This window comes from Nocardioides ungokensis (genome assembly GCF_013466985.1).
GTDB lineage: Bacteria > Actinomycetota > Actinomycetes > Propionibacteriales > Nocardioidaceae > Nocardioides > Nocardioides ungokensis.
This window is the reverse complement of the sequence record NZ_CP059164.1, coordinates 583,425-604,636: the sequence shown is the minus strand read 5'-3', so window position 1 is coordinate 604,636 and position 21,212 is coordinate 583,425. Positions and strand designations below refer to the sequence as shown.

Here is a 21,212-nt window from a genome sequence, read left to right as displayed (position 1 = left end):
CATTGTGTCGGAGTGGCCCCAAACCGTCCCCGCGTCTCGCCTCGGGCTGGGGCTCAGGCGGGCTGCGCCACCCACGTCATCGGGTCGCCCCAGCCGAGCTCCTCGATCCCGTGCCGGCCGAGGGCCAGCACCACGAGCGTCCGCCGGTGCGCCGCGAACGTGAGGACGTGGGCGATCATCCCGCCGTAGGTGAACACCTCGGCGGGCTCGCACAGCGCGTCGACGAAGGTGTCGTCGAGACGGTCCCCGGCGACCACCTCACGCACGTGGGAGAGGTACGTCGGGCCCTCGGTCGCGAGCCGCCGGCGCATGGAGGCCAGCGACTCGTGCTCCTCGACCGACCAGTCGTAGTCGCGGGTCGCGACCGCGGCGTTCCACATCCCCATCTGGCCGATGAGCCGCGAGAGCAGCGACCGGATGGTCTGGGTGTCGTCGTCGACGTCGAGCTCGATCCGCTGGTCGAGCTGCTCGTCGGTGAGGCGTTCGGCCAGGCGCACCATCTCGCCGGTCAGCCAGATGTGGTGCTCGACCATCTTGGTCAGGAGGTCCATGGAGCTCACCTTGTCTCGTGCGGGCAGCCGGAGGCTGCCGGGTGGATGGAAGTGCACGTCGCTGGGCGCCTCGATCTGGATGTGCCCGGGCTTGCGGCGCCAGGCCGCCGGCGGTGCGCCGTACGCCCGGGTGAAGGCCCGCGTGAACGCCTCGTGCGAGCCGTAGCCCGCCTCCACGGCGATGTCGATCAACGGCGCCGTGGTGGTGATCATGCGGTACGCCGCCCGCTCCAGCAGGATGCGGCGGCGAAGCGCGCTGGGCGGCTCGCCGGCGACGGACTTGATCATCCGGTCGAAGTGGTAGCGCGAGAAGTGCAGCCGGGCGGCCCACTCCTCGCCCGACGCCTCGGTGATGCGGGGGTCGTCGAGCGCCTCGGTGAGGTGGTCGACGAAGCTCGCGAAGGTGTCGGTTGACGTGGTCACGAGACGATCCTCAACGCTGCCACGCCTCCCCGTCTTGATCAGGCTTGCTCGGTCAGGGCCGCAGCCCGCGGATGCGCACGTCGAGGTCGCGCCGGTTGTCGCGGCGCACGACCGCCTCGACGACCTCGATGCCGCCGTTGGGGCTGGCCAGCGCGTGCTCGAGCTCCGCGAGCGAGTCGACCTTCCAGTGCGGGGTCCTGGTGGCGGCGCAGAGGCTGCCGATGTCGACCCCGTGCGGCGTGCCGAAGAGCGTGTCGAACCGCTCGGCGTACTCCTCCGCGCCCTGCTCGAGCATGGTGAAGATCGAGCCGCCGTCGTCGTTGACGACCACGATCGTCAGGTCCGGGCGGGCCTCGCGCGGGCCGAGGACGAGCCCGTTCGCGTCGTGCAGGAAGGTCACGTCGCCCATCAGCGCGAGGCTGCGGGTGCTCCGGCGGGCGAGGGACGCACCGACGGCCGTCGAGACGACCCCGTCGATGCCGGACAGGCCACGGTTGGCGACCGTCTTGCGCCGGGCCCCCACCTCGTAGCGGGGCACCATCAGGTCGAGGTCGCGGATCGGACTGGACGCGCCCACCACCAGCAGGCCCCCGGCCGGCAGCGCCCGGGCGACGGCGCCCGCCACCTCGTGCGGGGTGAGCTCGGGCTCGGCGGCGAGCAGGGCGTCCAGCTGACGGGCCACCGACGCGTCCGCCGCCTTCCAGGCCGCGAGCCAGGCCGGGTCGGCCGGCGCCTCGACCTCGGTGGAGGCGAGCTCCGCGTCGACCCGGAACGGCCGCTGCGACCAGGCGCCGTTGGCCGGAGCCGCGACCACCTCGACGTCGTCGCGACCCAGCAGCCGGGTCACCGGCCGTGAGAGCGTCGGGTGGCCGAGCACCACCACCCGCTCGATCGAGCGGCCGAGGTCGGTGTCGAGCAGCAGCCGGTAGCACCGGATGGCGTGGTCGCCCGTGCGCGAGCCGCTGGTCGGCTCGGCCAGCAGCGGCCAGCCCGCCTGCTCGGCCAGGACCCGCGCGGGCGGACCGGCGTCGTCACCGGCCACCACGACCGTCCGCCGGCCCGCGTCCCAACGGATCGCCGGCACCGCCGCCGTGGAACCGCGCGAACGGCGGACGCTCCTGCCTGGCGGCGGGGGCCGGCGGGACCCAGCGGTCACCGGGCACCAGCGGCTCCTCCAGCTGGACGTTCACGTGGACCGGGCCGTCACCGACGCCCACCACCAGCCCGTCGGCTTCGGCGAGGTCGATCGTCTGCACGAGCGGCCCGAAGATGCCGACCTGGTCGGTCGTCTGGTTGGCGCTGGTCCCCCGCAGCCGGGCCGGCCGGTCGGCGGTGACCGCGACCAGCGGCAGGCCGGCGTGGGCCGCCTCGGCCATCGCGGGATGCAGGTTGGCCACCGCCGTGCCGGAGGTGCACATGACGGCGGGCACGGCCCCACCACGAGCCAGGCCCACCGCCAGGAACCCGGCCGAGCGCTCGTCGATGCGGGTGTGCAGCCGGAGCAGCCCGGTCGCCGCGGCGTCGTACACAGCGAAGGACAGCGGCGCGTGCGGGACCCCGGCGCGATCACGACCTCGGTCACGCGCCGGCGTCGAGGAGCGTCGAGACGACCGAGCGGGCGAGCTCGGTGGAGCTCCCGGGCGAAGGTGGGTGGTCACGAGGCGCCATCCTCCGCACGGCCCGCCGCAGCGCCCGCACCTCGGCCAGCCGGGCCTCCCAGTGGGCGACCCGCTCGGTGCGGCCACGAGCTCGGCCAGCGCGGCCTCGTCCACGACAGGGGTGCCGACCGGCAGGGCGCCCCCGACCGGCAGCAGCGGCTGGGTGACGACGTCGGCGGTGAGCAGCTGCACGGTGGCCAGGCCGCAGGCGTAGGGCAACTCGGGCAGCGCCGCGGCCAGTGCCACGCCCGCCGCGATCCCGACCGAGCTCTCCAGCGCCGACGACACCACGACCGGCAGCCCGATGTCCTCGGCGATCCGCAGGCAGGCACGCACCCCGCCGAGCGGCTGCACCTTGAGCACGGCCACGTCGGCAGCCTCGAGGTCGCGCACCGGTAGGGGTCGGCCGCCCGGCGGATCGACTCATCGGCGGCGATCGGTACGTCGACGGCTCGGCGGACCGCGGCCAGCTCCTCGACGCTCGCGCAGGGCTGCTCGACGTACTCCAGGCCGGCCGCGGCACGGTCGAGCAGCCGGATCGCGCGACCGCCTCGTCGACCTCCCAGCCGCCGTTGGCGTCGACCCGGACCCGGCCCGCCGGGCCGAGTGCGTCGCGCACGGCCTCCTCCTCGCCTCGTCGTCGCCAGAGTCTGGCCCGGCTCGGCGACCTTGACCTTGGCGGTCGTGCACCCGCCGGCGAGCACGATCTCGCGCGCCCGCTCGGGGCCGACCGCGGGAACGGTGACGTTGACGGGCACCCGTCCCGCAGCGGCGCGGGCCAGTCACCCGCTGCCGCCTCCTCCGCGCAGCGCAGCCACGGCTCCGCGACCGCGGCGTCGTACTCCAGGAACGGGCTCCACTCGCCCCAGCCCACCTCACCCGACGGCAGGGTGCCGCGCAGCAGCACGCCCTCGCGGACGGTGATGCCGCGGAAGCGGGTCCGCATCGGGATCGACCAGACCGCGGTCATGCACCTCGCCCGCAGCCGCATCCGGTCCGGCTTGCCGTTCTCGAGCAGGGGAATCGCGGTCAGCTCCACCAGCTGCCGCGGCGCCCACGACCGCGGGTGCGCCTCGCCCACCCAGGCGCGGAGCTCCGACAGCGAGGGACCCGGACCGGCCGCCACCACGAAGGCGACCACCCGGTTGCCCACTCCGCGTCGGGGACGCCGAGCACCTCGGCCGCGGCCACGCCCGGGTGCTCGCGCAGCCGTGCCGCCACCGCGGGCGTCGGCACGTTGACCCCGCCGCTCACCACCACGTCGTCGATCCGGCCGAGCACGTGCAGCCGGCCGTCCTCGTCGAGCCGTCCCGCGTCGGAGGTCAGGAACCAGCCGTCTGCAGGACCGACGCGGTCAGCTCCGGGCATCCTCGTAGCCGTCGAAGAGCGTCGGACCACCGATCCGGATCCGGCCGCCGCGGCCGATCGCCAGCGCGACCCCGTCGAGGGCGTAGCCGTCGTAGACACAGCCGCCCGCGGTCTCCGAGGAGCCGTACGTCGCCACCACGCTGACCCCGGCCTCGGCGGCGCGCGCCCGCAACGCGGCGTCCCACCGGTCCCCCGCCGAGCAGGACGGTGTGGAAGGTCCGCAGCGCGGCGACGTCGTCGGGCAGGTCGAGCATCCGGTGCAGCTGGGTCGGCACCAGCGAGACGAAGCGGTCCCCGTCGCCCATCGCCGACGTCGCCGCCACGAAGGACGTGTGGTCCTCGAACAGCACCGGCGAGTGCCCGGCCACCAGCGATCGGCAGGCCACCTGCAGCCCTGCGACGTACGACGCCGGCAGCGTCAGCAGCCAGCAACCGGAGCCGCCCAGCCGCCTTTGCGTCGCCGTGACCGAGGCCAGCACCGCCCGGCGCGAGAGCAGCACCCGCTTGGGCCGACCGGTGGAGCCGGACGTCTCGACCACGACCGGAGGCGGCTCGTCGGGAGCGCTCAGCCACGCCTCGAGCGCGGCCACGACGTCGGGCGTCGGGCCGCCCACCGGCCGCAGGAAATCCATGCGACGCATCCTCGCACCGGCTGGTTGAATGCCGTCCCGTGCCCACCCTCTCGGCGACCCGGCTCCAGCGCATGCTTCCCCCGACTCCACTCGCGCGGCGGCTGTCCTCGCAGTCGGTGCTCTTCGCGGTGGGCGAGGGCTTCTTCCTCACCGGCAGCGCGGTGTTCTTCACCCGGATCGTCGGCCTCTCCGCCGCGCAGGTCGGCCTCGGCCTGACCATCGCGGGGGTGGTGTCCTTCTTCTTCGCGGTGCCGCTCGGCAGGTCGCGGACCGGGTCGGCCCCAAGCGGATGTGGGCCCTGGGTGCGCTCGCGCAGGCGCTGCTCTACCTGGCCTGGCCGTGGATCTCGGGCTTCGTGGCCTTCGCCGCGATGATGGTCGTGCTCCAGCTGGTCGACACCGCGGGCAGCGCGGGTCGCGGCGCCTACACCCTCGACGCCTTCACCGGTGAGGAGCGGATCCGGTCGCTGGCCTTCAATGCGCTCGCGCGCTCAACATCGGGTTCAGCCTGGGCGCGCTGCTCGGCGGCCTGGCCCTCGCGACCGACAGCGACACGGTGATCCGGCTCGTCCCCTTGGCGGCGGCCGGGATCCTGCTGCTCAACACCCTGCTGATCAGCCGGCTGCCCTCAGCCACGCGCGGCGACGTGACGGCGGCCCCGCGCAGCTGTTCACGCCGGGCGCGCTGCGCAACCGTGGCTTCCTGGCGCTCTTCTTCTGCGACGGCGTGCTGGCCACCAACCAGGTCCTGCTCAACGTCGTCATCCCGCTGTGGCTGGTCCAGGAGACCGACGCCCCGCAGGTCCTGCTCGCCTGGCTCTTCGGCACCAACACGGTGCTGGCGGTGCTGCTCCAGGTATCGGCCTCCCGCGGCGCGGGGACGGTGCCGGGCGCGCTGCGGGCGGCCGCGGATCAGCGCTGCCTTCTTCGTGCTGTCCTGCCTGATCGTGCTCGTCACCCACGACACGATCGGCTGGGTGACGATCGCCCTGGTCTGGCTGGGCCACGTCACGGTGACCGGGGCCGAGCTCTTCCAGTCCGCGGGCCACTGGGGCCTGATCTCCGAGCTCTCCGACCCCGAACGGCGTGGGGAGTACCAGGGCGCGGCGCGGCTCGGCGGCACGGCCGGCCAGGTGTGGGCGCCGGCGGCCTTCACGTTCCTCGCGATCAGCTGGGACACCCCGGGCTGGCTGCTCATCGGGGCCGTCGTCGTGGTGGCCGCGATCGGCATGCATCCGGCGGCCCGGGCGGCCGAGCGCTTCCTGCAGGCCGACCACTCGCGCGGCACCGCGGACCTGCCTGCTTGAATCCTCGGGTGGCCACCCCCGCCGAATGGCTCGCCGGCGCGCGTCCGCGCACCCTCCCGGCCGCCGTCTCTCCTGTCCTCGCCGGCACCGGCGTCGCCGCCTTCGCGAACGGCTTCGTGTGGTGGAAGGCGCTGCTCGCCCTCGTCGTGAGCCTGGCGCTCCAGGTGGCGGTGAACTACGCCAACGACTACTCCGACGGCATCCGCGGCACCGACGACGACCGGGTCGGCCCGATGCGCCTGGTCGGCAGCGGCGCAGCGACGCCCGGCGCGGTCAAGCGGGCGGCGTTCCTGGCGTTCGGCGTCGCGGCCGTCGCCGGGCTGGTGCTGGCGGCCACCACGGCCTGGTGGCTGGTCGCGGTCGGCCTGCTGTGCGGGGTGGCGGCCTGGTACTACACCGGGGGCTCGAAGCCCTACGGCTACCTCGGTCTGGGCGAGGTCATGGTGTTCGTGTTCTTCGGGCTGGTCGCGGTGATCGGCACGACCTACGTCCAGACCCAGACGTGGGAGTGGGCCGCCCTGTACGCCGCGGTCGGCGTCGGCGCCCTGGCGTGCGCCATCCTCGTGGCCAACAACCTGCGGGACATCCCGACCGACGTCGGGGCCGGCAAGCGCACGCTCGCCGTCCGGCTCGGTGACCGTCGGACCCGGGCGCTCTACCTGCTGCTCGTGCTGGCCGCCGCGGCCGCAGTCGTGGCGGTCGCGGTCGCCGTCCACGACGTGGTGGGCCCTGATCGGCCTGGGCTTCCTCGCCGTGGCGGGTCGCGCGGTGCGGACCGTGCAGGGCGGGGCGACCGGGCCGGGGCTGATCCCGGTGCTGCAGCAGACCGGTGTCGCCGAGCTGCTCTGGGCGGCCCTGGTGGCCGCTCCCCTCGTCGTCGCCGGCTGAGCGCGGGCCGCGCAGGGGGTCCCGACGTACGCTCGAGACATGTTCCTGTGGATCCTGCTGATCGTCGTGGTGGCCGTGGTGCTCTACAAGTTCCGGGTGCCCATCCTGGCCAAGGTGCTGGGCCAGGACCGCGGGCGGGTCGAGCGCCAGCTCAACCGCCGCAAGCACTGACACCTGCCCGGCCGGAACCCTCCTGGGAGCGTGCCCCACGACCGGCCGGTCGCCGGTGGCGTGCACCAGCCTCAGGGCGGGGCGCAGGGTCGCCAGGAGGTCGTCGGTTGCAGGCGCCGGGAGATGCTGTCGGGCCAGCGCGCTGACCACGTCGAAGCGCTGCGCGGTCTCGTCGTGACTCACCCGACGGAGTATGGACCCATCCCGACGGGCAGGTCAGGAGTCGTCGGCGTCCTCGCGGGCCTTCATCTCCTCGAAGCGCGCCTGCGCCCGGTCGGCGCGCACCTGGACCCGCTGCGCGAAGGCTGCTCGCTGCCGGTTGAGGAGGAAGTACGACGCCAGGCCGCTGATCACGAAGGCGATCACCACAGCCCAGGTGATGGGCACCGAGTTGGCGATCAGCATCCACACCCCGATCACGATCGCCAGCGAGGCGAAGAACAGCAAGATCCGCAAGGCGGTGTAGACCACGAACTCCTTCACCCCCTCAGGGTAGGCAATGACCAGATGCCTTCTACATTGGAGGGGTGCTGAAGTTCCTGCTCCTCGTGATCCTCATCGCGATCGCGGTCTACATGACCCTGCGGGTGATCCAGCGCCGCGGTGTCATGCCCAGGCACGACGAGCCGCCGCGCCCCTTCGGGCCGGACGACGACCCCGACTTCCTGCGTGACCTCGACCGCAAGAGAAGGCACCCCAAGGACCCCGAGGCCTGACGGGCGCCTCGCCGTCGGCAGCGCCCTCGAGGGGCGACCTGCTCAGTGGATCCGCGGAGCGGTGCCCCCGGCCTCGACTGGGCCACCGATTTGGTGCGCGCCGCCGGCGTACGAGTGCTGGCTGGTCGAGGAGAAGTAGTTGATCCCGATGAAGTTGAACCACAGCGTCGCCATGCCCACCAGGGCCAGGATGGCGGCGTTGCGCCCCTTCCAGCCGGCGGTCGACCGGGCGTGCAGGTAGGCGGCGTAGACCACCCACGTGATGAAGGCCCAGACCTCCTTGGGGTCCCAGTTCCAGTAGCTGCTCCAGGCCTGGTGCGCCCAGATCGGTCCGGTGATCAGGACCGCGAAGGTCCACACCGGGAAGCCGAAGGAGTGGATCCGGTAGGAGATCCGGTCCAGCGCCGCGGGCTCGGGGATCCGGGCCAGCGGACCCGTCGTGGGGCCGGGGTGGCGCTCCTTGACCAGGTAGACCACCGAGCAGATGCCACCGAGGGTGAAGGCGCCGGTCGCGATGGCGGCCGAGATCACGTGGATGACCAGCCAGTAGGAGTCGAGCGCCTCGGTGAGCGGGGCGACCGGGTCGTAGAGCCACAGCACGGCCACCATCAGCAGCGCCAGCACGAAGCCCACGACGATCGGGGCCATCCAGGCCAGGCCGAGGCGGCGGTGCAGGAGCAGGTAGAGCAGGGCCACGATGAAGGTGCCGCTCAGCGTGAACTCGTACATGTTGCCCCAGGGCACCCGGTTGGGGTCCGCGGCCATCCCCCGGCCCAGCAGCCCCACGAAGTGCAGGCCGACCGCGATCACGGTGAGCATCAGGCCGAGCCGGCCGAAGAGCTCGACCCGGCGGGTCCGGTCGGGGTCGACCCCGGTCGCGGTGTCGTCGGTGCCGCCGGTGGCGACGGCCACCGCGCCCCCATCGGCCCCGGTCGTGGCCCCGGTCGTGGTCGCGGTCGTGGTCGCGGTCGACGCCGAGGTCGCGCGGGCCGGCGCCTTCGCCGGGGCGTTGTCCGCGGGCACGTTGCGCAGCGAGCTCCACTCGACCAGGTGCGCCAGCAGTGCCAGGAAGTAGACGATCCCGCAGGCGGCCACGGCCTGGTTGCTGAGGGTCTCCCACGTGGCGTCGGTCACGACTGTTCCTCTCCTGCGTCCTTGGTCGGCGCGCCCGGCAGGGCTGCCGCGATCTCCGCGAGCACGGTGGCGACGTCCCCACCGCCAGAGCGATCCAGGGCCGCCACCTCGACCAGTGTGACCCCACCCTCCCGACGAGCACGAACCCACACCCGCCGCGGCCGGATGAACAGCGACCCCAGCAGCCCGATCAGGGCGAGCACCACGCCAGCGAGGGCGATCCGCTTGCCCGGGGTCTGGCTGATCTGGATCTTGGTCCAGCGCTTGATCCCGTCGAAGCTGACCGTGCCCAGGCCGTTGGGGAGCTTGGTCGTCTGCCCCGGCCGCAGGTCGATGCGGTACGGCGCGCCGTTCTTCTTGGTCAGCATCGTGGTCTTCGCCTTGTCGAGGGCGTAGACCGACTGCGAGGTCCCGGTGTCCATGCCGAGGTCCCCGGTGTAGACGAGCATCGAGACCAGCGGGTCCAGGGTGTTGCCGAAGGCGGAGTAGTAGCTGCCCGTCTGCTTCGAGAACGCCACGGTCGGGTAGAACTCGCCCTCGAGCCCGATCTGGGTCGGCTGGGCGTCGGGGGCCTTCACCACGCCGAAGGACGCGAAGCTCTGGTCGGTCGGCAGGAAGATCGTCGGCCCGCTGTAGACCACGTTCCCCTTGCCGTCGCGCACGGTGATGACCGGGGCGTAGCCGTGGCCGATCAGGAACACCTCGGTGTTGCCGACCGTGAGCGGGTGGTTGACCTTGAGGTCGTACTGCTGCTCGGGCGCCCCCGGCGAGGTGCGGTAGGCGAGCCTGGCGTCGAAGGCGCGCGCCATGCCGGCGCGGGGGCCGGAGGTCAGCCAGTCGACCGAGAAGTCCTTGATGTCGAACGAGAACGGCTCCATGCTCGAGGCCTTGAAGAGGCTGCCGGGCACGAAGTCGTCGTACTGCGTCAGGTTGTTGGAGAAACCGTTGCCGACCACGAGGATGACGCCACCCTTGTAGCCGAACATGCCGCCGATGGCGAAGCCCACCAGCACGACCAGCACCGAGAGGTGGAAGAGCAGGTTGCCGGCCTCGCGCAGGTAGCCGCGCTCGGCGGAGACGGCATCCTCGGCGGTCTCCACGCGGTAGCGCCGCTTGCGCAACAGCGCCCGGGCACCGGCCAGGACGTCGTCGACCGGGACGTCGGTGCGGTACGACGAGTGGTCGGGCATGCGGGTCAGGTTGCGGGGGGCGGCGGGCGGCGGCGGGCCCGCAGCCCGCGCCAGTAGACGAACGTGCGGGGCACGATGCAGCCGACCAGCGAGACCATGAGCAGGATGTAGATGGCCGAGAACCACGGCGAGCTGTAGACCGCGAAGAGACCGAGCTTCTCGTAGACCGGCGTCAGCTGCGGGTGGGCGTCCTGCCAGCGCGAGGTCTTGAGCGAGTCGACGCCCTGCTGCGGGATCAGGGAGCCCGGGATGGCCGCGAGCGCCAGCAGGAGCAGCAGCACCAGGGCGGTGCGCATGGAGGTCAGCTGGCGCCAGGCCCAGCGCAGCATCTCCCGCAGGGTGAGCTCGCCCGGGTGACGGCCGTCGCGGCGGGCCGCGTCGCGGTCCTGGGTGTCGACGTGCCCCTCGGGGCGCTGGTCGTTCAGCACGGGTCCGGTCATGGGGTCCTCACACCGTCACCTCCGAGGACTGGACCAGGTGGACCTGCAGCCAGCTGACGGCCTGGTCCCACACGCCGGTCACGAGAAGCAGGCCGACCACGACGAGCATCAGCCCGCCGATGCGCGTCACCCAGGCCTGGTGCCGGCGCACGACGCCGAAGGCGCCCAGGGCCCGGCGGTAGGCGAGCCCGGCGAGGATGAACGGCACGCCGAGCCCCACGGCGTACACCGCCGAGAGCAGCGCGCCCCGGCCGGCGGTGGCCTCGTTCAGCGACAGCGTGGTGATCGCGGCGAGGGTGGGCCCGAGGCAGGGCGTCCAGCCGAGGCCGAAGAGGAAGCCGAGCACGGGCGCGGCCGCCAGGCCGACGGCCGGGACCCGGTGCACCCGCCAGTCGCGCTGGAGCAGCGGCACCAGGCCGGCGAAGGCGAGGCCCAGCACGATGGTGAGGACCCCCAGGACGATCGTGAGGGTGTGCCGCCAGGTGACCAGCCACGACCCGACGGCGCCCGAGAGCGCGCCGAGGGCGACGAAGACGACGCTGAAGCCGACCACGAACAGCAGCGAGCCGAGCAGCATCCGGCCGCGCCGGGCCTCGGCCTCGCCGCTGGCGAGGTCGGCACCGGACAGGCCGGTGGCGTAGGACAGGTAGCCCGGCAGCAGCGGGATCACGCACGGGGAGAAGAACGACACCAGGCCGGCCACGAGCGCGACCGGCAGGGCGAGCACCAGGGACCCCGACAGGGCGGTCTGGTGGAACCACTCACCCATGGGCGGACCCCCGTGACACGTCCTTGACGACGTCGACCAGCGTCGTCGTCGAGGGCAGCTGGCCGATGATGCTGGCCGCGACGCGCCCCTGGTCGTCGAGCACCACGAAGCTGGGGATCGAGTTGGGGCTGAGGGTGCCCTGGAACGGCAGCAGCGCCTGCCCGTCGGGTGAGTAGAACGACGGGTAGCGCACCCCGAAGCGGCGTACGAAGCTGCGGGCCTGGTCGGTGGACCCGTCCCGGATGTTGATGCCGACGAACTGCGCGCTGTCGCCGAGCTGCTTGGCCGCCGCAACGACGTCGGGCGCCTCGGCCCGGCAGGGCGTGCACCAGGACCCCCACACCACGACCACCACGGGCTTGCCGCGGAAGGACGAGAGGTCGAGGTCGTGGCCGTCGAGGTCGAGCCCGGTCAGGGTGACCGCGTCACCCCGGTGTGCGGTGGAGACCTCCTTGACCGAGCCGTCGCTGGTGACGAAGCCCTGGTCCCCGGTGCCGGACAGGGAGTTGCAGCCCGTCAGCAGCAGCAGGCAGGCAAGGCCGGCCGCCAGGACAGGGGCGAGGCGACGACGGGAGGGGGTACGGCGGGGGCCGGGGGTGGGCATGCTCAGGGCCTGTGTTCCTCCGGTGCCCCTCCGGCCGAGAAGGGGGCGCCCTTGTCACGGGTCGGGATCAGGTCGCCGGCGGGCTCGGAGTAGGACACCTGCGTGAGCCGGTCGCCGACGTAGTGCAGCGAGGTGAGCGAGCACAGCGTGCACTGGCGCTTGCGGGGGTCGTGGAGGAAGGAGCGCTTCTCCACGTGCAGCCGGGTGATCCAGATCGGCAGCTGGTGGGAGACGATCACGGCCTCGTGGCCGCGGGCCTCGTCCCGGGCGTCCTCGACCGCCGCCATCATCCGGGCGGCGACCTCCTTGTAGGGCTCGCCCCACGAGGGCTTGAACGGGTTCCACAGGTGCCGCCAGGCGCTGGGGCTGCGCAGCGCGCCGTCGCCCTGGCCGAAGCGCTTGCCCTCGAAGACGTTGGTCGACTCGATGACGCGGACGTCCGTGACGATGTCGACGCCGCGCGCGGCCGCGAGCGGCTGCGCGGTCTCCTGGGCCCGCTCCAGCGGCGAGACGCGCACGTGGGTGATGTCCCGGTCGCCGATCGCCCCCGCGACCTTCTCGGCCATCGCGCGGCCGAGGTCGGAGAGGTGGTAGCCGTCCATCCGGCCGTAGAGCACGCCGTCCGGGTTGTGCACCTCCCCGTGGCGCAGCAGGTGGACGATCGTGTCGGGAGTCTGGCTCATCGGGCTTCCTCGTGGGCACGGGCAGCCGCCGCGGCGGCCTCGGGCAGGGCATCGAGCACGGTCTGGACGGCGCGGTCGTCGTGGGCTGCGGAGAGGAACCACGCTTCGTACGCCGAGGGCGGCAGGTAGACGCCCCGGTCCAGCATGGCGTGGAAGAAGGCTCCGAACGCAATCGTGTCGGTGCGGGAGGCGTCGGCGAAGTCGCGGACCGGCCCGTCGGCGGGGTCGGTGAAGAAGATCGAGAACATCGTGCCGGTCGCCTGCACGACGTGCGGCACCCCGGCCGCGGCGAGAGCGGCAGCCGTCGCGGACTTGAGGGTCTCCCCCGCGGCGCCGATGTGGGCGTAGACCTCGTCGGTCGCCAGCCGCAGCGTCGTGAGGCCGGCCGTGGTCGCGACGGGGTTCCCGGAGAGGGTGCCGGCCTGGTAGACGGGCCCCTCCGGCGCGAGGCGCGACATCACGTCGGCACGGCCACCGAAGGCAGCGGCCGGGAAGCCGCCGCCCATCACCTTGCCGAAGGTCATCAGGTCGGGGCGCCAGCCCTCCCGCGCCCCGTCGAGGCCCCACTGGCCCTCCCGGCTGGCCCGGAAGCCGGTCATCACCTCGTCGCTGATGAACAGCGCGCCGTGGCGGGTGCAGGTCTCGGCCAGGAAGGCGTTGAACCCCGGCTCCGGCGGGACCACGCCCATGTTGCCGGGGGCGGCCTCGGTGATCACGCAGGCGATCTCGTGGCCGTGGTCGGCGAACGCCTTGTCCACCGCGGCGCGGTCGTTGTAGGGCAGCACCAGCGTCAGCGCCGTGGACGACTCCGGCACGCCCGGGGTGCCGGGCACCGCGAAGGTCGCGAGGCCGGAGCCCGCGGAGGCCAGCAGCGAGTCGACGTGGCCGTGGTAGCAGCCCGCGAACTTCACCACCACGTCGCGGCCGGTGAAGCCGCGCGCGAGCCGGATCGCCGACATCGTGGCCTCGGTGCCGGAGGAGACGAACCGGACCCGCTCCACGGGGGTGCGGGCCACGATCTCCTCGGCCAGCTCCACCTCGGGCTCGGTGGGGGTGCCGTACGACGTGCCCCGCGAGACCGCGTCGGCGACGGCGGCCTGCACCTCTGGGTGCGCGTGCCCGAGCAGCATCGGCCCCCACGAGCAGATGAGGTCGACGTACTCGTTGCCGTCGACGTCGGTGAGCCAGGCCCCGCGGGCCGAGCGGATGAAGCGCGGGGTCCCGCCCACGGCGTTGAAGGCGCGGACCGGCGAGTTCACGCCGCCGGGGGTGACGGCGCGGGCCCGGTCGAAGAGAGAGGCCGACCGAGCCGCTCCGGTGGTCGGTCCGGACGGGCTGCTGGAGGGTCGGGCTGGCGTCACAACGCCGATTGTCCCCGAGGCGGACAACCCGCGTGCGGGCAGGCTCGGCCCACGCCGTCCGGGGGTGCTCCAGACCACTTTGTCGGCGGCACCGGGTTTACCGTCATGACCTGCGGGAACGATCGTCTACACCATGCCGGATGAGTGCGTGGGAGACGTCGCAACGGGGGCTGCGCACCGTAACTCCGTGTGACACAGATCGTTGAGTGTTCACCTGTGCTTGAGGGAGCACGTGGCTAGGTTGACCACAGGGAGTGAGCAGATGACCACATCGCGTTTCGGCCGGATCCAGAGAGCGACGGCGCTCGTGCCGTTGGCGATGCTGTCAGCAGCCTGGACCGCAAGCGTCGCCGGTGTGGGCGTCACCACCGCGTCCGCCGAGCAGAAGCTCCCCACCACGCTCCCCGACGGCACCACCGTCCCCAACGAGGCCATCAAGGCCCCGGCGAGCGTCTCCGTCCCGGGTGTGGTCGCCCCCGGCATCAGCGGCAACAGCCACCGGGCGGTGTCCACGGCGTCCACCTCCGGCATCCCGTCGGCCGCCCTGGCGGCCTACCAGCGCGCCGAGACGGTGATCAACGCCGCCGACAAGACCTGCAGCCTGCCGTGGCAGCTGGTCGCCGCCATCGGGCGCGTGGAGTCCGACCACGGCCGCACCAACGGCAACCACCTCGACGCCAAGGGCATCGCGCGCCCCGGCATCTTCGGCATCCCGCTGGACGGCACGCACAACACCCGGCTGGTCAGGGACACCGACGCGGGCCAGTACGACGCCGACGCGAAGTACGACCGCGCCGTCGGCCCGATGCAGTTCATCCCTCGACCTGGTCGGTCGTGGGCGTGGACGCCGACGGCGACGCCCAGCGCAACCCGCAGGACATCAACGACGCGGCCCTGGCCACGGCGGTCTACCTCTGCGCCGGCAACGACGACCTCTCGACGTCCCAGGGACAGCGCAACGCGGTCTACCGCTACAACCACAGCCAGTCCTACGTCGACCTGGTGCTCTCGATCATGAAGGCCTACACCGACGGCGACTTCACCTCGGTCCCCAACGGCACCACGTCGGCCGGCTACTTCGTGCCCGACACGAGCTCCCCGGCCGGCCCCGGGCGGCACCACCAGCCGCCCTCGGCGCCCCAGGGCACCAACCCGGGCGGCACCAACACCGGCACCGGCACCTCCGGCAACACGACGACCAGCAACCCGCCCGCACCCACGCCGACGCCCACCACCCCGTCCTCCCCGGGTGGCGGCGGCAACAACCCGGTGCCGACCACGCTTCCCCCGCTGCCGACCCCGTCGGTGCCCCCGGTCGACGACGGCCTGACCAAGGCCGAGGCCACCGCCAAGTGCATCGCGCAGGGCGTGGTCGACGACCCGCTGACGTCGGTCAACGAGCTGACCCAGTGCATCGACAAGCTGATGGGCTGATCGCGGACACGTCAGCGGACGCGATCGACGGTGGTCGAGCAGCGACCGTGGCTGAGCTTGCGAAGCCGCGACGGAGCGTGCCGAGACCCGGTGAGACGAAAGACCGCCTGAACCCGTCGCGTGTCCAGGTGACGGGTCGACGTCAGCCGAGGAGGCGGGCGACCTCGCTGGCCCAGTAGGTCAGCACGATGTCGGCGCCGGCCCGTCGGATGGACGTGAGCGTCTCCAGGATCGCGACCTCCCGGTCGATCCAGCCCTGCGCGGCCGCGGCCTCGAGCATGGAGTACTCGCCCGAGATGTTGTACGCCGCCACCGGCACGTCCACGGCGTCACGCACGCGGCGTACGACGTCGAGGTAGGCCAGCGCCGGCTTCACCATGACGATGTCGGCCCCTTCCTCGATGTCGAGGAGGGCCTCCCGGACACTCTCGCGGGCGTTCGGGGAGTCCTGCTGGTAGGTGCGTCGGTCGCCCTGCAGCGAGGAGTCCACCGCCTCGCGGAACGGGCCGTAGAAGGCCGAGGCGTACTTCGCGGAGTAGGCGAGGATGGACACGTCGGTGTGCTCGGCGACGTCGAGCGCCGCCCGGATCACCGCGACCTGGCCGTCCATCATGCCGCTGGGGCCGACCATGTCGACGCCGGCGGCGGCCTGGGCCAGCGCCATCTCGGCGTACACCGCGAGCGTCCGGTCGTTGTCGACCCGCCCGTCCGGCGTGAGGACCCCGCAGTGCCCGTGGTCGGTGAACTCGTCGATGCACAGGTCGCTCATCACCGTCAGGGCGTCGCCCACCTCGGCCACCACGTCGGTGATGGCGAGGTTGAGGATCCCGGCGGGGTCGATCGCGCCGGAGCCCGTGGCGTCCTTGTGCTCGGGGATGCCGAAGAGCATCACGCCCCCGAGGCCGAGCTCGGCCGCCTCCGAGACCGCGCCGAGCAGCGAGGAGCGGGTGTGCTGGACGACGCCCGGCATCGAGGAGATGGGCTGCGGCTCGGAGAGGCCTTCGCGGACGAAGACCGGCAGCACCAGCTGACGGGGCTCCAGCGAGGTCTCCGCGACCATCCGCCGCAGGGCGGGCGTGGTGCGCAGGCGGCGGGGCCGGACGGTCGGTCCGCCGAGCGGCACAGCGACGGTCTCTTCACTCATGCTCTGCTCCTCGGTCGCTGGTTGCGGCTGCTCGTCGGCTCACCGAGGTTTCGAGGCTCGGGCCCTCAGCGGGCCTTCGCACCTCAACCTCCTCGCCGTCGCTCAGCCGTTGCTCGCTTCGCTCGCCGGCTTCACTCGGCTCGGACCTTCCGGCGGGCGGAGGGCTTGCGCTCGGACGGCTTGGTGACCGGCTGGCCGGCCTCCAGCATCGAGAGGCGGCGCGCGGCACCGAAGTCGGCGAGAGCGTCGACGAGCTCCTCGACGTCCGGCTTGGGCGACAGGACGTCCACGCGGAGGCCGTGCTCCTCGGCGGTCTTGGCCGTGGCGGGGCCGATGACCGCGATGATCGTCGAGGGGTGCGGCTTGCCGGCGATGCCGACCAGGTTGCGCACCGTCGAGGACGAGGTGAAGACGACCGCGTCGAACTTGCCGGTCTTGATCGCGTCCCGGGTCGGGGCCGGCGGCGGGGTGGCCCGCACGGTGCGGTACGCCGTGACGTCGTCGCACTCCCAGCCGAGGTCGATCAGGCCCGCCACGAGGTTCTCGGTGGCGATGTCCGCGCGCGGCAGGAAGACCCGGTTGATCGGGTCGAGCACCTCGTCGTACTCCGGCCAGTCCTCGAGCAGCCCGGCGGCGGACTGCTCACCGGACGGCACCAGGTCGGCGCGCAGGCCCCAGGCGGCGATGGCCTGGGCGGTCTTGTCGCCGACGGCGGCGATCTTGAGGCCCGAGAAGGCACGGGCGTCGAGGCCGTACTCCTCGAACTTCTCGCGCACCGCCTTGACCGCGTTGACCGAGGTGAACGCGATCCACTCGTAGCGTCCCTCGACCAGGCCGCGGATCGCCTTGTCCATCTGCAACGGGTTGCGCGGCGGCTCGACCGAGATGGTCGGCACCTCCTCCGGCACCGCGCCGTAGCCGCGCAGGCGCTGCGAGAGGGTGCCGGCCTGCTCCTTGGTGCGGGGCACCAGGACCCGCCAGCCGAAGAGCGGCTTGGTCTCGAACCACGACAGCGTCTCGCGCAGGTCGACCACGTCACCGATGACGGTGACCGCCGGCGGGGCCATCCGCGCGGTGCGGGCGTCCGCGGCGATGTGCTCGAGGGTCGAGGTCACCGTGGCCTGCTCGGTGGTGGTGCCGACGCGCGTCATCGCGACAGGGGTCTGCGGGGACCGGCCGGCCTCCACGAGCGCCTTGCTGATGTCACCGATCATGCCGACGGCCGAGAGCAGCACCAGGGTGCGGCGGTCGGCGTACTGCGACCAGTCGACCTTCTCGCCACACGTCACGACCGCGACCTCGCGGTTGTCCTTGGTGGTCAGCGGGATGCCGGCGTACGCGGGGACCGCGCTGACCGAGGAGACCCCGGGCACGATCTCGAAGGCGATCCCGGCCTTGACGCAGGCCTGCGCCTCCTCGGGGCCCGAGGCGTAGAGGAACGGGTCACCGGTCATCAGGCGCACGACCCGCGCGCCCTTCTTGGCGTGCTTGACGACGACCTTGGCCCGGGCGGCGTGGGTCAGCGGCTGGCCGTCCTCGCCGAAGCCGCCGTCGACGATCTCGGGACCGGCCGTCTCGGCGGGCTCGGTGTCGTCGGTGGCGACCGGCTCCGGCAGGCCGAGAAGGCTCCGCACCAGGGACTCGTGCTCGGGCACCTCGGTCACCACGACGTCGGCCTGCTCCAGCAGGTCGACGGCACGGACCGTGAGCAGCCCGGGGTCACCGGGACCGCTGCCGACGAACGACACCCAGCCCCGGCTCGGAGACTGCGTCGTGGCGGTGGTGGACTTGCCTCGCGTCATGCGTTCTGCCTCTTGTCTGGTGGTTCTGCCAACCGTGCTGCACCGTCAGCGAGCATCTCGCTCGCCAGCCGGCGGCCCACGCCTGCGGCGTCGGCCGGGGCCCCCGTTGCGGACATCCGCACCGAGAGCGCCCCATCCGGGGACAGGGCGACGGCCCTGATCCAGATCTCGTTCCCGTCCTCACCCTCGACGACCTCGGCCAGCGCTCCGATGGGGGCCGCGCAGCCCCCCTCGAGAGTGGCGAGCACGGACCTCTCGGCCGTGACCGCCGCCCGGGCGTGGTCGTCGTCGAGCTCCGCCAGCTCGGCCACGAGCTGCGCGTCGCTCGACCGGCACTCCACCGCCAGCGCACCCTGCCCGGGGGCGGGGAGCACCTGCAGCGGATCGAGCACCTCGGTCGCCTCGTCGAGCCTCCCGAGCCGGGCCAGTCCCGCCCGGGCGAGCACGACGGCGTCGTACTCTCCCGCGCGGACCTTCCCGATCCGGGTGTCCACGTTCCCGCGGATCCCCGAGATCTCCAAACCGAGACCGAGTGCGTGCAGCTGAGCCGCCCGGCGCGGGGACCCCGTGCCGACGCGGCTGCCGACGGGCAGCTCGCCCAGGGTGAGGCCGTCGCGCGCGACGACGGCGTCACGGGGGTCCTCACGGCCGGGTACGGCGGCCAGGGCGATGCCCTCGTGCGGGTACGTCGGAAGGTCCTTGAGCGAGTGCACGGCGACGTCCACGTCCCCGCGGAGCAGCGCCTCGCGCAGGGCTCCGACGAAGACACCGGTCCCCCCGGCGCTGGTCAGCGGGGTGCCGTCGGCCTGGGAGCGGTCGCCCTCGGTGGTGACCTCGACGAGCTCGACCTCGCGGCCCAGGCGGGTGCGGATCAGCTCCGCGACGGTGCCGGACTGGGTGGTCGCGAGCACGGACCTCCGGGTGCCCACGCGGATCGGGTTGGTCATCCCAGCCCCTCCGGTCGGGTGACGGCGTCGACCGCGTCGGGGTCGAGCGCGAACAGCTCGGCCAGGGCCGCGGCATAGGACACCGCACCCGTCTCGTTGGCGAGCTCCTTGACCCGGACGGTCGGCTGGTGGAGCAGCTTGTCGGCGACCCGGCGCACCGTCTGCAGCACCTCGGCGCGCGCGGCGTCGTCGAGGTCGGGCAGGCGGCCGACGAGGCGCTCCATCTCGGACTCCACCACCGAGGTCGCCATCGAGCGGAGCGCGACGACGGTGGGGGTCACGCTGGCCTGGCGGCGGGCGGAGAGGAACGCCGCGACCTCCTGGGTCACGATCCGGCGGACCTCGAGCACCTCGCGTCCGGCCTCGGACTCGTGCAGCTCGGCAGCGAGCTCGGCGAGGTTGATCAGGGTGATGCCCGGGAGTCGTCCGACGGCCGGGTCGACGTCGTGCGGGAGCGCCAGGTCGATGATCGACATGGGTCGCTGGTCCGGTCGCGCCGCCTCGACCATCTCCACGGTGACCAGCAGGCCGGTCGCCCCGGCGCAGGCGATGACGACGTCGGCCCGCTCCAGCTCGACGGCGAGCGCGGACAGCGGCGTCGGACGGCCGCCGTACTCACCGGCCAGGCGGGCGGCCCGCTCGGCGCTCCGGTTCGCGACGGTGATCTCGCCCGCGCCCAGGCGGGCGACGGTCGCCGTCGCGAGGCCGGCCATGGCGCCGGCGCCGACCACCAGGACCCTCTTGCCGGCCAGGTCGCCGACCGCGGCGCTGGACCGGTCGAGGGCGGCGGTGACCAGCGAGGGGGCCGCGAGGTCGATGTCGGTCTCGGCGCGGGAGCGCTTGCCGACCCGCAGGGCCTGCTGGAAGAGCACGTTCAGCGCGGGGCCGACGGTGCCCAGCTCCTGGCCGAGCCGCAGCGCCTCCCGGGTCTGGCCGAGGATCTGGCCCTCGCCGACGGCCATCGAGTCCAGGCCGGCCGCGACCTGGAAGAGGTGGGAGACGGCGCCGTCGTCGTAGTGCACGTACAGGTGCGGCAGCATCGCCTCGGTGGACTGGTCGGCCCGCTCGACCAGCAGGCGGGAGACGTCCTCGACGCTGCCGTGGAAGCGGTCGACGTCGGCGTAGATCTCGAGGCGGTTGCAGGTCGCGATGACCGTCGCCTCGCTGACGTGCTCGCAGGCGGCGGCGTCGTGGACGAGCTTGTGCACGCCGTCGCGGTCGAGGGCCACCCGCTCGAGCAGGTGGACGGGGGCGGAGTTGTGGGAGATCCCCACGACCAGGACGCTCATGTGGTCGCTCCGTGGGTCTTGCGCTGCTCGTGGTAGGCGAGGATCTGCAGCTCGATGGACAGGTCGACCTTGCGGACGTCCACTCCCTCGGGCACCGAGAGCACCGTGGGCGCGAAGTTCAGGATGGAGGTGATCCCGCAGCCGACCATCCGGTCGGCCACGTCCTGCGCGGCGAGGGCCGGGGTCGCGATCACGCCGATGGCCACGCTGTGGTCCCGGACGATCTGCTCGAGGTCGTCGAAGGGGCGCACGTCGACGCCGGCGACCACCTCCTCGTGGCGGCGGGGGTCGGCGTCGAGCAGCGCGACCACGCGGAATCCCCGGCTGCGGAAGCCGGAGTAGTTGGCCAGGGCGTGGCCGAGGTTTCCGATCCCGACGATGACCACGGGCCAGTCCTGGGTCACGCCGATCTCACGGGCGATCTGGTAGCGCAGGTAGTCGACGTCGTACCCGACGCCGCGGGTGCCGTAGCTGCCGAGGTAGGAGAGGTCCTTGCGGAGCTTGGCGCTGTTGACGCCGGCGGCCGCGGCGAGGTGCTCGCTGGAGCAGGTGGCGGTGCCCTGCTCGGACAGTGTGGTCAGGGCTCGCAGGTACACGGGGAGTCGCGCCACGGTGGCCTCGGGAATGTCCCGGGCACTCTCGGGGGAAGTCCGTGCAGTCACAGCTCTCGTCTCCATGCCATGGATGGGGCCGGACGGGTCGG

The 21,212-nt window shown here is 72.8% G+C and carries 25 protein-coding genes and 3 pseudogenes; 7 read left to right on the top strand and 21 right to left on the bottom strand.

Annotation, left to right across the window (positions count from 1 at the left end):
* Positions 1-53: 53 nt before the first annotated feature.
* From H0S67_RS03050 to H0S67_RS03035, 7 genes and pseudogenes are all read right to left on the bottom strand, one after another.
* On the bottom strand, positions 54-974 hold the full coding sequence (locus H0S67_RS03050) for a helix-turn-helix domain-containing protein (RefSeq protein ID WP_180935396.1): 921 nt from the start codon (positions 972-974) through the stop codon (positions 54-56).
* A gap of 52 nt (positions 975-1,026) precedes the next feature.
* Positions 1,027-2,058 (bottom strand): thiamine pyrophosphate-dependent enzyme, encoded by a 1,032-nt coding sequence (locus tag H0S67_RS24305; protein WP_246355079.1) that lies wholly within the window; start codon positions 2,056-2,058, stop codon positions 1,027-1,029.
* Positions 2,006-3,025, bottom strand: a complete 1,020-nt coding sequence (locus H0S67_RS27180) for a thiamine pyrophosphate-binding protein (protein ID WP_343050309.1) — start codon at positions 3,023-3,025, stop codon at positions 2,006-2,008. Before H0S67_RS27180 ends, H0S67_RS24305 begins: the two co-directional genes overlap by 53 nt.
* Positions 3,026-3,093: 68 nt before the next feature.
* Positions 3,094-3,336, bottom strand: a pseudogene (locus H0S67_RS27175) (o-succinylbenzoate synthase); the annotation flags it as partial.
* Positions 3,337-3,482: 146 nt separating this feature from the next.
* Positions 3,483-3,578: pseudogene (locus H0S67_RS27170) on the bottom strand (o-succinylbenzoate synthase); the annotation flags it as partial.
* An 83-nt stretch (positions 3,579-3,661) separates the two neighbouring features.
* Positions 3,662-4,000, bottom strand: coding sequence for a hypothetical protein (locus tag H0S67_RS24295; RefSeq protein ID WP_246355077.1), 339 nt, complete (start codon positions 3,998-4,000; stop codon positions 3,662-3,664).
* The gene (locus tag H0S67_RS03035) at positions 3,955-4,632 is read right to left on the bottom strand and encodes an AMP-binding protein (protein ID WP_246355076.1); all 678 of its coding nucleotides are present in this window, start codon (positions 4,630-4,632) and stop codon (positions 3,955-3,957) included. The genes H0S67_RS24295 and H0S67_RS03035 overlap by 46 nt, the downstream gene beginning before the upstream one ends.
* A 38-nt stretch (positions 4,633-4,670) precedes the next feature.
* On the opposite strand from H0S67_RS03035, the gene H0S67_RS24290 reads away from it, so the two are divergent.
* Positions 4,671-5,006: a hypothetical protein gene (locus H0S67_RS24290; protein ID WP_246355075.1), complete on the top strand. Its 336-nt coding sequence runs from the start codon at positions 4,671-4,673 to the stop codon at positions 5,004-5,006.
* Between the two features lie 99 nt (positions 5,007-5,105).
* Here H0S67_RS24290 and H0S67_RS24285 read toward each other — a convergent pair whose 3' ends face one another.
* Entirely contained in the window at positions 5,106-5,588 is a 483-nt protein-coding gene (locus tag H0S67_RS24285; RefSeq protein ID WP_246355074.1) for a hypothetical protein, read from the bottom strand.
* On the opposite strand from H0S67_RS24285, the gene H0S67_RS24280 reads away from it, so the two are divergent.
* The 3 genes and pseudogenes from H0S67_RS24280 to H0S67_RS26395 all read left to right on the top strand — a co-directional run bounded on the left by H0S67_RS24280 (position 5,578) and on the right by H0S67_RS26395 (position 6,996).
* Positions 5,578-5,937 (top strand): hypothetical protein, encoded by a 360-nt coding sequence (locus tag H0S67_RS24280; RefSeq protein WP_246355073.1) that lies wholly within the window; start codon positions 5,578-5,580, stop codon positions 5,935-5,937. The genes H0S67_RS24285 and H0S67_RS24280 overlap by 11 nt on opposite strands.
* A gap of 8 nt (positions 5,938-5,945) precedes the next feature.
* Positions 5,946-6,825: pseudogene (locus H0S67_RS03025) on the top strand (1,4-dihydroxy-2-naphthoate polyprenyltransferase).
* 39 nt (positions 6,826-6,864) lie between these two features.
* Positions 6,865-6,996 carry a hypothetical protein gene (locus H0S67_RS26395; protein WP_281368947.1) on the top strand — a complete coding sequence of 44 codons (132 nt, stop codon included), beginning with the start codon at positions 6,865-6,867 and terminating at the stop codon, positions 6,994-6,996.
* Between the two features lie 216 nt (positions 6,997-7,212).
* Here H0S67_RS26395 and H0S67_RS03020 read toward each other — a convergent pair whose 3' ends face one another.
* Positions 7,213-7,479 carry a DUF4229 domain-containing protein gene (locus tag H0S67_RS03020; protein WP_180935395.1) on the bottom strand — a complete coding sequence of 89 codons (267 nt, stop codon included), beginning with the start codon at positions 7,477-7,479 and terminating at the stop codon, positions 7,213-7,215.
* 44 nt (positions 7,480-7,523) lie between these two features.
* Between H0S67_RS03020 and H0S67_RS03015 the strand changes: the two genes are divergently transcribed.
* The gene (locus H0S67_RS03015) at positions 7,524-7,712 is read left to right on the top strand and encodes a hypothetical protein (protein ID WP_180937068.1); all 189 of its coding nucleotides are present in this window, start codon (positions 7,524-7,526) and stop codon (positions 7,710-7,712) included.
* 42 nt (positions 7,713-7,754) lie between these two features.
* On the opposite strand, the gene ccsB is transcribed toward H0S67_RS03015, so the two are convergent.
* Genes ccsB through hemL form a run of 7 tightly spaced genes read right to left on the bottom strand, consistent with a single transcriptional unit; the run spans position 7,755 to position 13,893 of the window.
* Positions 7,755-8,846, bottom strand: coding sequence for a c-type cytochrome biogenesis protein CcsB (gene ccsB / locus H0S67_RS03010; RefSeq protein ID WP_180935394.1), 1,092 nt, complete (start codon positions 8,844-8,846; stop codon positions 7,755-7,757).
* Entirely contained in the window at positions 8,843-10,045 is a 1,203-nt protein-coding gene (gene resB, locus H0S67_RS03005; RefSeq protein ID WP_281369021.1) for a cytochrome c biogenesis protein ResB, read from the bottom strand. Before resB ends, ccsB begins: the two co-directional genes overlap by 4 nt.
* Entirely contained in the window at positions 10,042-10,476 is a 435-nt protein-coding gene (locus H0S67_RS26390) for a cytochrome c biogenesis ResB family protein (RefSeq protein ID WP_281368946.1), read from the bottom strand. Before H0S67_RS26390 ends, resB begins: the two co-directional genes overlap by 4 nt.
* Before the next feature lie 7 nt (positions 10,477-10,483).
* Entirely contained in the window at positions 10,484-11,245 is a 762-nt protein-coding gene (locus H0S67_RS03000) for a cytochrome c biogenesis CcdA family protein (protein WP_180935393.1), read from the bottom strand.
* Entirely contained in the window at positions 11,238-11,849 is a 612-nt protein-coding gene (locus H0S67_RS02995) for a TlpA disulfide reductase family protein (RefSeq protein ID WP_180935392.1), read from the bottom strand. Before H0S67_RS02995 ends, H0S67_RS03000 begins: the two co-directional genes overlap by 8 nt.
* A gap of 2 nt (positions 11,850-11,851) precedes the next feature.
* Positions 11,852-12,532, bottom strand: a complete 681-nt coding sequence (locus tag H0S67_RS02990; protein WP_180935391.1) for a histidine phosphatase family protein — start codon at positions 12,530-12,532, stop codon at positions 11,852-11,854.
* Complete coding sequence (gene hemL / locus H0S67_RS02985; RefSeq protein ID WP_180935390.1) at positions 12,529-13,893, bottom strand: glutamate-1-semialdehyde 2,1-aminomutase; 1,365 nt, start codon at positions 13,891-13,893, stop codon at positions 12,529-12,531. Before hemL ends, H0S67_RS02990 begins: the two co-directional genes overlap by 4 nt.
* Before the next feature lie 262 nt (positions 13,894-14,155).
* On the opposite strand from hemL, the gene H0S67_RS02980 reads away from it, so the two are divergent.
* Both H0S67_RS02980 and H0S67_RS02975 read left to right on the top strand, forming a co-directional pair.
* Entirely contained in the window at positions 14,156-14,911 is a 756-nt protein-coding gene (locus tag H0S67_RS02980; protein WP_180935389.1) for a hypothetical protein, read from the top strand.
* On the top strand, positions 14,896-15,327 hold the full coding sequence (locus H0S67_RS02975; protein ID WP_180935388.1) for a hypothetical protein: 432 nt from the start codon (positions 14,896-14,898) through the stop codon (positions 15,325-15,327). Before H0S67_RS02980 ends, H0S67_RS02975 begins: the two co-directional genes overlap by 16 nt.
* 142 nt (positions 15,328-15,469) lie before the next feature.
* Here H0S67_RS02975 and hemB read toward each other — a convergent pair whose 3' ends face one another.
* The 5 genes from hemB to H0S67_RS02950 all read right to left on the bottom strand — a co-directional run bounded on the left by hemB (position 15,470) and on the right by H0S67_RS02950 (position 21,186).
* Positions 15,470-16,471, bottom strand: a complete 1,002-nt coding sequence (hemB, locus tag H0S67_RS02970) for a porphobilinogen synthase (RefSeq protein WP_180935387.1) — start codon at positions 16,469-16,471, stop codon at positions 15,470-15,472.
* A gap of 131 nt (positions 16,472-16,602) precedes the next feature.
* On the bottom strand, positions 16,603-18,273 hold the full coding sequence (locus H0S67_RS02965; protein ID WP_180935386.1) for a bifunctional uroporphyrinogen-III C-methyltransferase/uroporphyrinogen-III synthase: 1,671 nt from the start codon (positions 18,271-18,273) through the stop codon (positions 16,603-16,605).
* Positions 18,270-19,220: a hydroxymethylbilane synthase gene (gene hemC / locus H0S67_RS02960; protein ID WP_180935385.1), complete on the bottom strand. Its 951-nt coding sequence runs from the start codon at positions 19,218-19,220 to the stop codon at positions 18,270-18,272. The genes H0S67_RS02965 and hemC overlap by 4 nt, the downstream gene beginning before the upstream one ends.
* On the bottom strand, positions 19,217-20,509 hold the full coding sequence (locus tag H0S67_RS02955; RefSeq protein WP_180935384.1) for a glutamyl-tRNA reductase: 1,293 nt from the start codon (positions 20,507-20,509) through the stop codon (positions 19,217-19,219). Before H0S67_RS02955 ends, hemC begins: the two co-directional genes overlap by 4 nt.
* Positions 20,506-21,186, bottom strand: a complete 681-nt coding sequence (locus H0S67_RS02950; protein ID WP_180935383.1) for a redox-sensing transcriptional repressor Rex — start codon at positions 21,184-21,186, stop codon at positions 20,506-20,508. The genes H0S67_RS02955 and H0S67_RS02950 overlap by 4 nt, the downstream gene beginning before the upstream one ends.
* Between the last annotated feature and the right edge of the window lie 26 nt (positions 21,187-21,212).

What these genes read in the sequence shown, in the direction of transcription:
- hemC (WP_180935385.1), bottom strand. Translation starts at nt 19,220, where the DNA reads ATGACCAACCCGATCCGCGTGGGCACCCGGAGGTCCGTGCTCGCGACC.
- H0S67_RS26395 (WP_281368947.1), top strand. Translation starts at nt 6,865, where the DNA reads ATGTTCCTGTGGATCCTGCTGATCGTCGTGGTGGCCGTGGTGCTCTAC.
- H0S67_RS24295 (WP_246355077.1), bottom strand. Translation starts at nt 4,000, where the DNA reads ATGCCCGGAGCTGACCGCGTCGGTCCTGCAGACGGCTGGTTCCTGACC.
- hemB (WP_180935387.1), bottom strand. Translation starts at nt 16,471, where the DNA reads ATGAGTGAAGAGACCGTCGCTGTGCCGCTCGGCGGACCGACCGTCCGG.
- H0S67_RS02990 (WP_180935391.1), bottom strand. Translation starts at nt 12,532, where the DNA reads ATGAGCCAGACTCCCGACACGATCGTCCACCTGCTGCGCCACGGGGAG.
- H0S67_RS02950 (WP_180935383.1), bottom strand. Translation starts at nt 21,186, where the DNA reads ATGGAGACGAGAGCTGTGACTGCACGGACTTCCCCCGAGAGTGCCCGG.
- H0S67_RS02995 (WP_180935392.1), bottom strand. Translation starts at nt 11,849, where the DNA reads ATGCCCACCCCCGGCCCCCGCCGTACCCCCTCCCGTCGTCGCCTCGCC.
- H0S67_RS02965 (WP_180935386.1), bottom strand. Translation starts at nt 18,273, where the DNA reads ATGACGCGAGGCAAGTCCACCACCGCCACGACGCAGTCTCCGAGCCGG.
- H0S67_RS03000 (WP_180935393.1), bottom strand. Translation starts at nt 11,245, where the DNA reads ATGGGTGAGTGGTTCCACCAGACCGCCCTGTCGGGGTCCCTGGTGCTC.
- H0S67_RS03035 (WP_246355076.1), bottom strand. Translation starts at nt 4,632, where the DNA reads ATGGATTTCCTGCGGCCGGTGGGCGGCCCGACGCCCGACGTCGTGGCC.
- H0S67_RS26390 (WP_281368946.1), bottom strand. Translation starts at nt 10,476, where the DNA reads ATGACCGGACCCGTGCTGAACGACCAGCGCCCCGAGGGGCACGTCGAC.
- H0S67_RS02980 (WP_180935389.1), top strand. Translation starts at nt 14,156, where the DNA reads ATGACCACATCGCGTTTCGGCCGGATCCAGAGAGCGACGGCGCTCGTG.
- H0S67_RS02955 (WP_180935384.1), bottom strand. Translation starts at nt 20,509, where the DNA reads ATGAGCGTCCTGGTCGTGGGGATCTCCCACAACTCCGCCCCCGTCCAC.